The organism is Novipirellula methanifontis, assembly GCF_052161655.1.
Lineage (GTDB): Bacteria > Planctomycetota > Planctomycetia > Pirellulales > Pirellulaceae > Novipirellula.
Genome location: NZ_CP197418.1, coordinates 299,983 through 314,648 on the forward strand (window position 1 = coordinate 299,983; position 14,666 = coordinate 314,648).

Here is a 14,666-nt window from a genome sequence, read left to right on the forward strand (position 1 = left end):
CCTTTCAACAAACCACTATTTTTTTCGAGGAACCCAGGTTTCTGGAGCATCCAACATCAGCGGCTCATGGAAAACGGTTAGCTGATCGCCTTGTTCTACGATCCAAGACTTCAGCTCGGATAGCAGGTCTTGCTGGACGTCAGCGAGTTTCGGGTCGCCTGCGAGATTGGTGAGTTCGTGGGGGTCTTCTTTCAAGTCAAACAACTCATACTCAGGCCGACCGTAGTATCGGGCGAGAACTTTCGCTGCGTGCTCGTCCGTCATCGCCGCTGCCATCCATTGCTTGAAGTAGTCGCCCGAGGTCTCGCGCAACAATAAATCGATATAGGACGTGAACGCAAACTCGGGGTGCGGATTCCAGATGAGCTTGTAGCGATCAACGCGAATCGAACGACTCAAGTACACGTTCATTTTCAAGTCGCCACTGTGCGTCGTGAAGATGCGTTTCCGATGCGAATCGGTTTTGCCATGAAGAACCGCCGCGAACGAACGACCGTCCAGGTTCTCGGGAACCTCGCCGCCAGCGATATCGATCAGCGTCGGCAAGATGTCAACCCAACTCACCATCGCACCGGTTCTTGCACCGGCTTTGATCTTGCCTTCTCGGGCGACGACCAGCGGTACACGAATCCCTTCGTCATACAGCGTCCATTTACCGAACGGAAATTGAGCACCGTGATCGCTGGAGAAAACAAACAGTTTGTCCTTGGACATGTGCTTGTCGGTCAGCTCACGGAGTTCACCGAGGTACGCATCCAGGTTTTTGACCTCTTGCAGGTAGCGTGAACGTTGGACACGGGTGCGAGGTGTGTCCAACAATTGCGGAGGCATCGCCATTGTTTCAGGATCCACCGTCGACTCACTCGGCCAAGGCACGTGCGGATCCGAGACGCCGACAAACAGAGCGAGCGGCCGCGGGTCGGTACGGTTCTCGAGAAACTTTTTAACAGTCACCTGAAGCTCGGGAATGTTCTGTTTCAAGTCGTAAACATCGAAGTGATAGTCCGGCGCGCTTCGCAAGTGAGCGACTTTTCCAAACGCCGCCGTCTGATAACCGAGCTCGTTCAGTACTTTTGGCAAACGAAGGACATTTTCACGCGGGTAGCTGTGGTTTTCCTCGGCGCCATTGCGAGCTGGCATCAGCCCAGTCAGCAGCACCGCGCGGCTGACAGCGCATGACGGACTGGCGACAAAGCCGCGGTTGAACGTCATTCCGTCCGCCGCCAATTGATCGATCGCTGGGGTCTGGATATTTGTTCCACCGTAGAGCGACAGATCTGCGGCGGAAAGGTCATCGGCTAAGTAGACGACGATGTCAGGTGGACGTTGCGTTTCAGCGGCCAGTGTGGGGATTGCGAAAAACAACCCACAAACACTCATGCCCAACGAGCACACCAACAAATCAATTCCTAAACTCTTCATTTTTTTCAGTCCAATTTCCTTACCGATTCCTCATTGAGATTAAGAATCATATCATTCATCAAAATTGCGTTGCCCCCAGCTCCTCGCACTTTCGGAGCGTGGGAATGGAATGAATTGGCTCAGATAAAACGATCCCCGACATTAGTCCTGAACTTGCCTCCGTTATTTGCACGAATTCCTTGGAAAAAGTCCAAACAACGTAATTTGCTTCGAATTCCTGAAGCAAATTTCGAATCCCCTAGAGCAATTTAGGACACGGTGTAGGCTCTCAAAAGATAGCTACGTTCGCCGAAACGTGGTCCACCGTCTGGCGCGTTTGCCACATCAATCAAGGAGGTGCTCTAGCCAACGAGAGGTTCATAGTCCCCATGGGCCACGATCGTATCGATGAAATAGCGCGGCCATGGGAGAGCGGTTTTGCATTTGCGCTGGGGCGGTTGTCTCGAGTTGGGGGTAACACCGAACCCAGTATCGGATAGATTAAGAATGTGTCGATTTACCCAAAATAAACTTAATGAGTACCAACACAGTCATGAAGAAGTTTGTTCTGCCTGTTCTTATCATGGTAATCTTTGCAGGTGATGGATTCTCGCAAGAGGCCGAAGTCGCAGATCCTTTTGCATCGCTCAAACAGGCGATGCAGGTTCATTGGCCGAAGAACCGCCTTATCCGCTTTGTATTTCACGGACATTCGGTTCCCGCAGGGTATGGCCGTGCTGGTGAGGTGCATCGATATGACTCATACTCGATGCTCTTCCATCGCGCACTCTGCGACAAATACAACTATGCAACGATCGATATCGCCATTACCGCGATCGGAGGCGAAAATGCGACTCGCGGGGAAGCGAGATTTGACGCAGATGTCCTTTCCCTAAAACCCGATGTCGTCTTCATTGATTACTCGCTCAATGATCGCGCCGTGGGACTTGACAAGGCCGCTGCCGCATGGCGTTCGATGATTGAGAAGTGTCAAGCAGCGAACGTGCCCGTCGTTCTGTTGACTCCCACGCCCGACTCGCACGAAGACTTGCTTGACGACTCTACGCCCCTTGGCCAACACGCGAACCAGGTTCGCGAATTGGCCAAAGAATACCGTGTGCCCCTTGTCGATTCTTATGCAGCGTTTGGGGAAATTGTCCGACAAGGAAACAAAATCCACTCCTATCTTTCACAGCCCAATCATCCCAACAAAGCTGGGAATAGGATTGTCGCGGAATTGATCGGACGCTTGTTCCTGTAACTGGTTGCCCGCCTTTGCAAACTCCGTGGTTACCGAGAACTCATCAGTTCTCGTTCAATTTCTTCGAGCGATTTGTTTTTGGTTTCGGGCACATACCGATACAACACGATAAACCCGATCAAGCAGACACCTCCATAAAGCCAGAATGTCCCCGAGGCGCCGAGGGCCACATTGATCGGCTTGAATGTTACCGTCAGCGCAAAACACGCTATCCATAGCGCGGACACGCAGAGACTCATTGCAGCACCCCGGATTCGGTTGGGAAATATCTCCGATAACAAAACCCAGGTGATTGGCGCCAGTGTCATTGCGTAGCACGCAATTGCTGTTAACACGATGAACAGAACGACCGCCCCTTTGAATTCGTAGTAGTAACACGCTCCCAAGATGGCGTAGGTGACCATCAGACCTCCCGCACCAAGCAGCATCAAAGGCCGTCGTCCCCATCGGTCAACCGTTTTGATTGCAACAAACGTGAATGCCAAATTGACGATGCCAGTGATAACGACGTTGAACATCATTCCGCTGACGTCATAACCGGCTGCGTAGAAGATTTCTTGCGCATAGTTAAAGATGACGTTGATTCCGCACCACTGCTGGAACATCGCGATAAAAATCCCCAACGCGACGATTTTCAGTAGTTTGGGCTCAATCAACTCACGCCATTGCACACGTTCGCTGCTACGAGTAAGCGTTCCTTTGATCTCCTCAAACTCCGTCACCGCGTAATCCGTGCCTCCGATTCTTCTCAGAATTCCTTCGGCTTGTTGGTTGCGCGATTTCTGAAGCAACCAACGTGGCGATTCGGGGATCACCAAAGCCAGCAGGAAAAACAGCCCCGCTGGGACCGCTTCAGCCGCAAACATCCAACGCCATCCGACTTGCCCACTCCAGGAGTCCAAGATCACTTCGGCGGTCGCGTCTCGGTCCACCGGTGCGATATTGTAAATCAATAAATTGACCAACTGTGCGGCAAGAACGCCAATCACAATCGTCAACTGATTCATCGAAACAAATTTGCCTCGCATTAGCGACGGCGAGACTTCGGCAATGTAGATCGGTGAAACATTGGACGCCAACCCGATACCGATACCGCCAAGAATGCGAGCGAGGATGAATGACGAAAAGTTTTCGGAGAGCGCAGTCCAGATCGCCGATGTGGTAAATAGAACCGCAGCAGAAATCAACATCTTCTTGCGGCCGAGCGAGTCAGTGAGCGCACCTGACAAGAGTGCCCCTGCAAGGCACCCCGCCAGCGCCGAACTCATCGCCCAACCTGAAAGCCAAGCACGGTCCTCGCCAGTCAAATCAAAGAAGGGTTCGTAGAACGGTTTCGCACCACCGATCACGACCCAATCGTATCCGAACAACAAACCGCCGAGTGCTGCGACGAGCGAAATGCGATAAATGTAGGCGGTATTGAAAGAGTTTTCGCTTGCCAATGAATTGCCTTGTTTGCTTTTTATATTAGACATTGCCACCGGGCACACCCGCGGCAGCGGGCTATGAATGAGTCGCAGTTTTTGTGTTTTTTGCGGGCGTCACATCACGTAAGCACCGACGATGCAACACGGCTCCGATGTGCGACGGGTCCAATTCCAAAATCGTATCGAATTGACTCCTGGATTCGGCAATGTTCCCCAAGCCAAGCGATCCCAATGCCATCATGTAGCGACAATGAATTTGGTTGTTTTGACTTAAGTCCGCGTCAAAAACCAAGAACGACGGAAGCGAAACCGCAAAATAATCAATCGTGACGTCGTCATCAAAATGCCCGGCTCCGTAGTTAATCAGCCGTTCATAACGATCGACTGCTGCCGCTTGTCTACCGAGCTTGGCTTGCGCTAGACCTTGGTAGTAAATCGACTCGGGAGGCTGATCGTTGTAATACATTGCCGATGTCGGTTCCCCCAAGCCTTCGCTCGCGGATTCGAACCACCGTGTCGCCGTGTCTTGGTCACCGATCGCTTCATAAACGCAACCCAACAGATAGTGGATCTCATTTTCTTGAGTACCAGCCAACTTTCCTTCGCCCAAGTTCGTCGGCCACTGCAACGCTTGTTCAAGTTGCTCGATCGCTTGAGACAGGTCATCGCTGGACAACGCTCGGCGCGCTAACTGAGTCCGTGCAATGACATATTGAGTAGGGACTTTGCCCTCACCGCCTTCCCAGGGCCGGAAGTTCCGTGCCAATAGTAGCTTCAGTGCAGTCGAATGATCACCCATTAAGTTATGAAGCGTGCACCACTGCAAATAGAGGTCGTCACGTTGTTGGACGAGAGAGATGTGCTTGCGCAATCGATCTAATCGCTGCTCGGGGCCGTGGCCAAGTCGCAGAGAGAGCTGGTCAAGTTCAAACAAGACGCGTGAGTCGTTCGCATTTTTTTCAAACGCGGTTTCCATGGCGACAAGGGCACGATCGCCATCACGCAGCTGATTAAAATACGCCAGCGACAGGTTTCGCCAAACGGTTGGAAACTCTGGATTTGCATTGCACGCTTTCTCCCAGCATTCGATCGCCTCGTCATACTGCCGTCGGTCATACCACAGATTTCCGAGTTGATAGGCCGCATACGAATCGCCTTGATCACAATCGATTGCGGATTGCAGGACAGCAATATCCTCAAGTTTGTTCGCGAAATAATAGTCTGGTTCACTGGCCGAACTCGCCAATCTTCGCTGCTCCGCCGCTTCGTCGTGCTTGCCCAGTTCTTTCAGGTAAGCGGCAAGATAGTAGCGGACCAACGCCGGCACCGCGTCAACGCGAGCAATCAAACGCGACAGCATTGCAGAGGCAGTTTCGAAATCACCAAACGACGCATAGTCAATCGCCAATTCGATGATGGTATTGGGGACATCTCGTGTGATGGTTTCGTAGTCTGAAAAATCATCATCTAGAAAGGCTTGTTCAAACAATACACCAAAATTGAATGGGTTTCGCGTGAGTTCGTTGTCGATCACTGTACGCTGCGAATCGTCGCCACGAAGCAATCGAGCGAGCAAATGCGAAGCTTGGCTGTGGTGAACGTTGCCATCAAGACATCGTCGACATAGCTGCAGTGCATCGTCGCGTTCCCCGCGACACGCGGCTAAACGAGCAAGCTCGAAAGACGCTGCCGATACCCATGCGGCATTCCATGTCGCTTTATAAAAAGCGTTGGTTGCCGCATGGTGCTGACGCTGCATCCGTTTAGCTAAACCGAGGTTGTAGAATGCTTCACCGTCATATGGATTTGGGCTGTGACGCGTCATTCGCTCAATCGCACGCTCGAAATAGGGAACCGATCTCGCGAATTGTCCCTGCCGATACAGCAGTTTCCCCATTGCATTATTGATCCGGATATCGCCCGGATCTCGTTCTAGCCCTTCGTTATAGTAGTCACGGGCGCGGCGTGTCGCGTGGCGATATTGCTCGATATGTTGTCCGGCTAGAAACAGATCTTCAGTCGATTGAAGTGCATGCGGCGGCGCAATCGCGGTCGCCGCCTCGGGGATCTCATGGACATCACCTGCCGGCGGTGTCCATGACACCAATTCACGGTCTTCATGATCGACCACCAGAACCTGTAATTCGCTTGCCGCAAAAGATTGCGACAGATCAAACGAAGTTTCAAAGTGTTGATGCGGGGTGGCATTAAAAACGGTTTTGGCGATTTGAGTGTCGCCGCTGGTCAAGCGGATTTTCGCGTTCTCGCGACACCCGGTGGTATAAACGCGCACTTCCGCGGTTGCATCGTTGACATCCATTGCGACGGCAGCCTCAATCGTCGCGTTGCCAATCATGCCGATGCCTTTGTAGGGCATAAAATACTGCGAGAACGATTTTTGTTCGCCCGGCATCAGCCAAGTGAAATCGGGCTGGTTGTCGGTATAGACGCCGCACATCAGTTCGATGTAGGGACCATCTTCGTCGGTTAGATGGCGATCCCACGCTTGCCCGAACTCGCCGTTGCCCCAAGTCCATTGCTTTTTGCCTGGACTGATATGGTGATTGCAAACATGCAGCAATCCAGCTTTCCGACCATGGTCATAGGCGCCGACAAAGTCGTAATCACTTTTGTACGCCATGTAGGAGGTCGGAACAGGAACGTTGCGATACCGGGAGATATCGGTACCCGATTTGTCACCCAAACGGCCGTCACCTTTGGAGTAATCAAATTTGTAATAGGTTCCGGTAGCAATCGGAAACGTCGATACATCGCGTTTGCCATGATCGAGCACGGCGTTGACGTCCGGAGGAAAGACCGATTGATGGTTGTCGTCGACCGCGACTGCTGGATTTGCCCACCACAGAAAGGTTTCCGGCAGCGGGGTTGGATTGGCAAGATGCGCGTTGATCTCGATGTACGCGCGATCGCGGTAAAGGCGAATCCCGTAGCGACATTCGGTGCGGTGCATGCGATCGATTTCGTGACACCAAACAGTGGCTGATCCGTCGTCGCCCGTTACAAGCTGATAATCAACCGGGCCGTAGGTATTAGGGCGATGATGTTGTGGCCAATTGAATTCGATTCCACCACTGATCCAAGGGCCTGCTAATCCAACGAGCGCAGGTTTGATCACTCGGTTGTAGTAGACGAAGTGGTAGTCGTTGGTTTTGTCCAACGCCATCTGGATTCGCCCCCCCAGTTCCGGCAACACCATCACCTTCAGGTAGTCGTTTTCGAGAAAAACCGCTTGCCATTCCTTGTCGTGTTTTTCTTCCTCGATCCGATCGATCACCGGTAGCGGGTAGACCGCTCCGCTGCTTCCTTGGTACACCCGTTTGTCAAGAAACATGGGATTGGGATCAGGTGCGCCGACGCCGTAGGTAGGGATCGTAATGCGTTGTTCCCATACACGTGCAATTTTGTTCGTATCCATCGTAATTTGCTTTAAAATATGTGGTTGCCCCACCGTTTTCACTACTTGGGATCCGGTGGGACGTTGTTCGGCTAATCTTTGCTTTGCAAACTGCCCCACCAATCGGCATTGGGTGTCCAATCGGGGCGCAGCATGGCGGCGTGCTCGCGCTCAAGACGATTCTTGAGCTCGGTTTGGTATCGAATCGCCCGCGCTTCGGTGGCCTTGGAATCGTAGTGAGGATCAGGTGATGGAATGCGTGCATTGACATGCAGCAACCAAGCTTTCAATTGGCTGGATAATCGTTCGGTCGTGACCGGCATCTGCAACGACAAATCACTGCTTTCGCCAGGATCCGCGTCTAATTTGTAGAGTTCGTTATGTCCGTCTTCGTAATAGTGAATTAGCTTCCATGGCCCCCTTCGAATGATCGAACTTGGCTCGCCTCCCTGATTGCCGTAGTGGGGATAGTGCCAATACAACGTTCGTTCCTTCATCGGTTTGCCTTGGATGGCGGGCACGAGGCTCACACCATCGACGTGTTGCTCTGGGAGCAGCGAGAGTCCGCATAACTCGAGAATGGTCGGGTAAAAATCCGCGCCCGTTGCCAGGACCTCGCTCGACTTGTTCGCTTCGATTCGCTCGGGGTAGCGAATGAAATAGGGTTGGCGAATCCCACCTTCCCATTGGCGACCTTTTCCACCACGCAGTGGAAGGTTGCTTGTCGAGAAACCATCACCAGAGGAGACTCCGCCGTTGTCGCCGGTAAAGACGACGATGGTGGATTCTTCCAAGCCACACTGCCGAAGTGTTTCGAGAACCATTCCAACGGCCGTGTCGAGCGATTCTATCATTCCGGCATAAACCGGATGATCTTGGATCTGGCGGACGGGCATCGTTCGATCGACCTTGAAACGTGTCTGAACTTGCGGTTGTCTTGTCGCGATGTCGCGGTATTTCTGCCACAACGATCGACTGGTTTGCATCGGCCCATGGACGGAATAGAACGACAACATTGCAAAGAAAGGTTGATCTTGGTGATCGCGAATAAATCCCGAAGTCTCTTTGGCCAACCTCACCGGCAACGCTTCGCCATCGGGTCCGTCGTCGAGTTTTGGGTTGTGGTAGGGCGAGAAGTAACCGCCCGGTGGGCTGCCGAAATCATTTCCACCAATGTTGATGTCGTAGCCATGATCTGTCGGTAGCGAGCCTTCGCCACCCAAATGCCATTTACCCGCGAAGAAGGTCTTGTAGCCCGCATCCCTCATCGCCTCGGCCATCGTGATGTCATGGTGGGGTAACTCGCGGACATACTCTGGTGCACGCAGACGCTCGCCCAAGGGATGGTCCTTTCCCGCCTCAGCACCAATCCAATCGGTCACGCCATGGCGTGCGGTGAATTTGCCGGTTTGGATGCTCGCACGCGACGGGCTGCAAACTTGGCAATTTGCATACCCATTGGTAAACCGGACGCCCCCGTTGGCTAAAGCATCAATGTGTGGCGTTTGATAGAAAGAACTCCCCTGAACCGACAGGTCATAAAACCCTAGGTCGTCGACCAAGATGAATAGTACGCTTGGGCGATGAGTCGTATCGGGGCGGCTGTCAGGCGATTCGGCATTGCAAAGCAATGGCACCAAAAGAGCGGCAGTGAAAAGGCTAAGCTTGTGGATCATTGACATTGTTTTCAAGATGGAAAAGCGAATTCGTGATTCTCTGCGTCACTCCCGTCAGACTTCGGTGTCATCCAAGCCGCTTCACCGGCGGCGATCAGGTCGACTCGCGGATTAGATAGCGATCCAGCGGTCGTTGGCTCAACCGGCAGTATCCTCCGACGTGATGTCGCGGAGCCCTTATTCTACGGTCCAAAACACGGCATCCGCCTTCACATTCACTGCAAACGGTTTCGAACTTGCGTCGCATCTCTCGAAATTGAGCACATGGCCAAGCACGCTCGTCGCATGGGGGTTATCAGCCTGTACGGGTAACGCTGTGCAGCATTTTCTCGTAGATACCTTCGCCAGAAGGTGGTGATTCGCAACGGACGGAAACCATCCACGCTCTGGCGAGCGTATCTACAAATCACAAATGCCATAATTTGCCACCCCTAAATGCGTCACAAACTGCAGCAATTGAGCGACGAACCGTAGCAGCGGCCAAACTAAATTCATCTACGATCGGCGATAGCGTTTACGAAATATCGCGGGGGTCAATCCGGTTTGACGACGAAACGCGGTTATTAAATGAGGTGCCTTGCTATAGGCGGTCATTGTTGCAATGCGATCGAGGCCATAATCGGTTTGCAGCAACAATGTTTTAGCGCGTTCCATACGGATGCGGTCAATCTCCTCACGCGGGGTGCGATCAAGCAGGCTTCGAAAGCGACGTTCCAGTGTCGCACGTGAGATAGCAACGTGCGCTGCGACATCATCGACGCCAATCCCTTGGCAGGCTTGTAGACGAATAAATTCGATTGCCGCAGACAGATCGGCATCGTTGACGGCGAGCACGTCCGTTGAAAAACGAGTTACCACTCGGCGTGGCGAAATGGCAATGCACTGGGACGGCGGCGTGATTGCTTTTTCGTGGCGATCTTGTTGCAGAACGTTGACCTCACTGCCGTTATGCTCCTCCGCAAGCAAGCTCGCCAGCGCTGCGGCACCCTCGAATCCGATTCGGTAGGTGTCCGGTTCAATGCTGGACAATGGTGGATTGGTTAAATCGCAGATCACTTCATCGTTGTCGACGCCCAGCACGGCAAGCTGTTCAGGGACTCGCAGGCCTGCTTTTTGCGCAGCTCGCACGACTTGCCGTCCGCAAACGTCATTGCAAGCGAACACCGCCGTAGGCAATGGCTGCTGCTGCAACCAACGGATCAAAGCGGTTTCCTTGATTTCGGCACTTGCTTCGTGACGCAGCACGCTTTCGATCGCGGTTGATGCGTCAACCGCATCGTCGAGTACTAGATTGAAACGATCGGTCTCGATGTTCTCGTCCTGGCAATAGCTCGTAAATGCATCGCCGCGGGCATCTGAAAAATCGATTCCGTGATAACCGCAATAAACGATTCGCCGAAATCCTCGCTGTATAAAATGGTCGATCCCCATCCGCGCACAGGACTGGGGATCGGTATCGATGCTGACGCCACGCTCGGGCATGAAACTGCCTCGCAGATCGACCACCCATCGTCCCAATTGACCAATCTCTGCGGCGATCGAGGCGTTTTCTGCCCGCGAGATCACGCCATCAAAGCGACGTCCGTGTAAGTCGCTCGGAACCGCCTCCGTCAGGCCACGTTCCAGATGGACCACGTCCCAAGGATCGTGTGCATGTAGATACCCCGCCACGCCTTGCAAACACCCACGGCCGTAGGCTCGCGACGACTCGACGAACAAGAGAACTTGCGGCTTTTTTGAAACTTGCTGCATTTGCTCGATTACAATACCGCCGCCCCGAAGAGAGAATCACGCGCTCGTAGCGTGACATTCTTCCTGTTAAAACCTTGAATAATTTCAATTTGACCCTCATTGTAGTCTCACGCCCCCACGGCGTTGGGCATTGTCGCAAAATGAAAGGCACTTGACGCAATCGCGGATTGCGATTCGCCCATTCGCGGCAATAGTGAAGGGGGATCGATTGCGTCTGGGAAGCGTGATTTCACACCAGGACATGGCATCGATGATTCTACCCCGCAACGGTCAGTTGTGATTTTGTTAATTTGAGAGCATCACCAAGAGCTTCATTATGATGTCCAGACGACCCGCTTGTTGGTCGCAATTGCGTCGATGTGTCGGCATCGGTTTGTGCGGTGTTTTCGGTTGGCTTCTGATTACCTCGGCGAGTCCTGCCCGTGGTGCAGAGCAGCCAATAAGCGGCCTGATCGATCTGTCGGGTAGATGGCAAGTTCGGCTCGCCGGCGAGCCACAATCACACGACGTTCGGCTTCCCGGGACTCTTCGTGACTCGGGAATCGGCCAACCGCCTGGTCCCGACACCCAGTGGATTGCCGATGGTCGCGACAAGATCTGGGATCGCCCCGAGTTTCGGCCGTTTCGAACTGCGAACAATTTTAAGATTCCGTTTTGGCTGCAACCCGAACTGCACTACGTTGGCAAGGCGACGTACCAACGCGAAATCTACATTCCTGACCAATGGTCGGGGCAGCGGATTGTGCTGACGCTAGAACGACCACACTGGCGGACGCGGGTGTTGGTCGACGGAAAACAAGTTGGCCACGGCGAGTCGCTCGGAGTGGCCCACCAATTCGATTTGACCGAGCATGTTAATTCCGGTGTGCACCAACTAGCGATCGAAGTCGACAATTCGCTTGATGAAATCGATGTTGGTATCAATTCGCACAGCGTGTCTGATCACACGCAAACTGCATGGCATGGCATCGTGGGTGCGATGACACTCTCGGCGCATCCGTTGCTCGACATTCAGCGCGTTGACATTCGCCCGGATTTCGATGCGAAAAAGATTCAAGCCGACATTGTGTTGACGAACTCGATGACTCAGTCGCAACAGCGATACTTGGTTGTCAAGGTATCGCAAGACGGCGAAACACTTGCATCGCTTGAAACAATGGTTGACATTCAGCCGGGTCAATCGACGTCGATGCAAACGGTATCACTCGATCGACTGCCTCGTTTTTGGGATGAGTTTGATCCCCAACTTTGCGACTTGTCGGTCACGCTTTTGATTCGATCCCCAGCCGGCGAAGAGACTGTGGGTGAGCGAGCCTCCGTGGCCTCGACTACGCCGGCTCAGTGGACGGGCCGATTTGGATTCCGCAAGATCGAAGCTCGGGATGGCCGGTTGGTCCTCAATGGTCGACCGATTTTTTTGCGAGGCACGTTGGAGTGTTGTATTTTTCCGCTTACGGGGTATCCGCCGACCGACGTTCCGTCATGGCAGCGGATCATTCGTATTTGCAAACAACACGGGCTCAATCACATTCGCTTTCACTCGTGGTGTCCGCCCGAGGCCGCGTTTGTAGCGGCAGATCAAATGGGCTTCTATTTCCAAGTCGAATGTTCTTCTTGGCCGAACCAAAGCGTGTCACTAGGACGCGGTCTTCCAATCGATCAATGGATCTATCGCGAAGCCGATCGTGTGTTAGCCGCCTACGGCAATCATCCATCGTTCATGCTCTTTTGTGCTGGAAACGAACCAAGCGGCGTGGCCAGTGGCGGCAAGTTCCTTGCCCCTTGGGTCGAACGCTACAAAGAGCGTGAGGACCGCGTCTTGGTCACTGCTGGTGCGGGATGGCCGGCCATTGACGCCAACGAATACCACATCTCCCCACAACCACGGATTCAACAGTGGGGCGAAGAGCTGCGCAGCCGCATCAATTCAGAACCGCCGGAAACGGTGACAGACTATCGCAATTTCATTTCGCGTTATTCAGCACCGGTGGTGGCTCACGAAATTGGTCAGTGGTGCGTCTATCCGAACTTTGATGAAATCGCAAAGTACACCGGGGCCCTGAAGCCAAAGAATTTTGAAATCTTTCGCAGCTTTCTCGATGAAGCGGGAATGCTGGATCAGGCAAACGACTTTTTGATGGCGTCGGGAAAATTGCAGGTTTTGACCTACAAAGAAGAGATCGAAGCGGCGCTGCGGACCCCCGGCCATGGCGGGTTTCAGTTGCTCGACCTACGAGATTTCCCTGGCCAAGGAACGGCGCTAGTGGGCATGCTAGATCCGTTCTGGGACTCGAAACCCAACATGAATGCACGCGAATTCAGAAAGTTTTGCGGTCCCGTCGTACCATTAGCGAGGATGCCCAAACGAGTATGGCAACAACACGAAACCTTTACTGCAGCCGTCGATCTATCACACTTTGGCAACAAGCCCCTTCACGGTTCCGTGACTTGGGTTCTGCGATCAAGTCAGACGAACCACGACGGCGATGTCATCGGAAAAGGAGAGTGGCCGCTCTCAGGGCAATCGCCGGGGGACCTGTATCGGATCGGCGAGATTACGTGTTCACTTGCTGATGTCACAGCGGCATCACAATTAACGCTTGAGATTTCGGTTGAGAACCGCGACCAGATTGTGACGAACGATTGGGACGTGTGGGTCTATCCCTCGACACCGTCTGCGGCTGCGATGGATGCCGTCCTTCGTGTCGCGGAACCTAAGATTGTAATGACTTCGCGAGTTGCCGACGCGATTGCTGCAGCAGAACGCGGCAAACGCGTTGTCTTGATGCTGGACCCCAACGATGTTGCAACCGACGTCCAGATCGGCATGTCACCGATCTTTTGGAATTGGGCGTGGACCAATGGTCAGGCTCCACACACGCTAGGAATTTTGTGCGACCCCAACCATTCATGCTTCGACGGGTTTCCGACCGAATTCCACTCGAACTGGCAATGGTGGGAATTGATTTCGAGGTCGGCTGCAATGCCGATCGACCATTTGCCCAAAACGGTATCGCCGCTGGTTCAAGTTGTCCCAAATTGGTTTCAACCGCAACGACTTGCACTCGCTTGGGAGGCTAAGTTTGGATCCGGCAGAATCTTGGTAACATCAATGGATCTGAAGACTCAATTGGATCAACGACCGGTTGCAAGACAGCTGCGAAGGACATTTGAACGCTATGTGTCAAGCAACGATTTTGATCCGACAGGCTCCGTGACGACTGAGCAAATCAAAACGTTGGTACGCGAGCTCTCGCCCACGGAAAAAGCGATCGAAAGCAGCCGGGCCAGCAGTATGCAGCGCCGCTTCGAGCCGTCCAAAGCGTTTGACGGAGATCTCGATACTCTGTGGCACACCCAGTGGACCCCGCTCGCGTCCCCGCCTCACTGGATCGAAATGTCTCTCGATCAACCGCGTGAACTTGATGGCGTTCGAATTACCGCACGTCAAGACAAAGCCGCGACCCGGTTGCGAGATTACGAACTATTGATACTTGATGAGGCAGGCGATTGGAAAACGGTAGCTTCAGGTCAATTGAAAGCGACGACTGAACCCGAGGAAGTCCGGCTCGCAACCCCCGTGCAGACGCGTCGTATAAGAATCCAAGCTCGCATCCCTCAAACCGCCGACGGTACACAACCGCTTCGTCACGTAAGCATTGCCGAACTGGAATTATTGTTCACCGATTTTTTGACTGAAAAGGTGAACTAATGAGACGGCGTGGTGGTATCAC

At 53.2% G+C, this 14,666-nt stretch carries 7 protein-coding genes; 2 read left to right on the forward strand and 5 right to left on the reverse strand.

Annotation, left to right across the window (positions count from 1 at the left end):
- Positions 1-15: 15 nt before the first annotated feature.
- Positions 16-1,380: a sulfatase family protein gene (locus SH528x_RS00995; RefSeq protein ID WP_442512247.1), complete on the reverse strand. Its 1,365-nt coding sequence runs from the start codon at positions 1,378-1,380 to the stop codon at positions 16-18.
- Positions 1,381-1,936: 556 nt separating this feature from the next.
- Here SH528x_RS00995 and SH528x_RS01000 point away from each other — a divergent pair.
- Entirely contained in the window at positions 1,937-2,662 is a 726-nt protein-coding gene (locus tag SH528x_RS01000; protein WP_442508674.1) for an SGNH/GDSL hydrolase family protein, read from the forward strand.
- Between the two features lie 29 nt (positions 2,663-2,691).
- On the opposite strand, the gene SH528x_RS01005 is transcribed toward SH528x_RS01000, so the two are convergent.
- The 4 genes from SH528x_RS01005 to SH528x_RS01020 all read right to left on the reverse strand — a co-directional run bounded on the left by SH528x_RS01005 (position 2,692) and on the right by SH528x_RS01020 (position 10,932).
- The gene (locus tag SH528x_RS01005; RefSeq protein ID WP_442508675.1) at positions 2,692-4,137 is read right to left on the reverse strand and encodes a sugar porter family MFS transporter; all 1,446 of its coding nucleotides are present in this window, start codon (positions 4,135-4,137) and stop codon (positions 2,692-2,694) included.
- Positions 4,138-4,165: 28 nt separating this feature from the next.
- Entirely contained in the window at positions 4,166-7,525 is a 3,360-nt protein-coding gene (locus tag SH528x_RS01010; RefSeq protein ID WP_442508676.1) for a DUF5107 domain-containing protein, read from the reverse strand.
- Between the two features lie 71 nt (positions 7,526-7,596).
- Complete coding sequence (locus SH528x_RS01015; RefSeq protein ID WP_442508677.1) at positions 7,597-9,186, reverse strand: sulfatase; 1,590 nt, start codon at positions 9,184-9,186, stop codon at positions 7,597-7,599.
- A gap of 489 nt (positions 9,187-9,675) precedes the next feature.
- Positions 9,676-10,932, reverse strand: coding sequence for a substrate-binding domain-containing protein (locus tag SH528x_RS01020; RefSeq protein WP_442508678.1), 1,257 nt, complete (start codon positions 10,930-10,932; stop codon positions 9,676-9,678).
- Positions 10,933-11,248: 316 nt separating this feature from the next.
- Between SH528x_RS01020 and SH528x_RS01025 the strand changes: the two genes are divergently transcribed.
- Positions 11,249-14,644, forward strand: a complete 3,396-nt coding sequence (locus SH528x_RS01025) for a discoidin domain-containing protein (protein ID WP_442508679.1) — start codon at positions 11,249-11,251, stop codon at positions 14,642-14,644.
- The last annotated feature ends 22 nt before the right edge of the window (positions 14,645-14,666 follow it).

Excerpts from the sequence above, each read along its gene's own strand:
- SH528x_RS00995 (WP_442512247.1), bottom strand. The coding sequence starts at position 1,380 with ATGAGTGTTTGTGGGTTGTTTTTCGCAATCCCCACACTGGCCGCTGAA.
- SH528x_RS01000 (WP_442508674.1), top strand. The coding sequence starts at position 1,937 with ATGAGTACCAACACAGTCATGAAGAAGTTTGTTCTGCCTGTTCTTATC.
- SH528x_RS01005 (WP_442508675.1), bottom strand. The coding sequence starts at position 4,137 with ATGTCTAATATAAAAAGCAAACAAGGCAATTCATTGGCAAGCGAAAAC.
- SH528x_RS01010 (WP_442508676.1), bottom strand. The coding sequence starts at position 7,525 with ATGGATACGAACAAAATTGCACGTGTATGGGAACAACGCATTACGATC.
- SH528x_RS01015 (WP_442508677.1), bottom strand. The coding sequence starts at position 9,186 with ATGTCAATGATCCACAAGCTTAGCCTTTTCACTGCCGCTCTTTTGGTG.
- SH528x_RS01020 (WP_442508678.1), bottom strand. The coding sequence starts at position 10,932 with ATGCAGCAAGTTTCAAAAAAGCCGCAAGTTCTCTTGTTCGTCGAGTCG.
- SH528x_RS01025 (WP_442508679.1), top strand. The coding sequence starts at position 11,249 with ATGATGTCCAGACGACCCGCTTGTTGGTCGCAATTGCGTCGATGTGTC.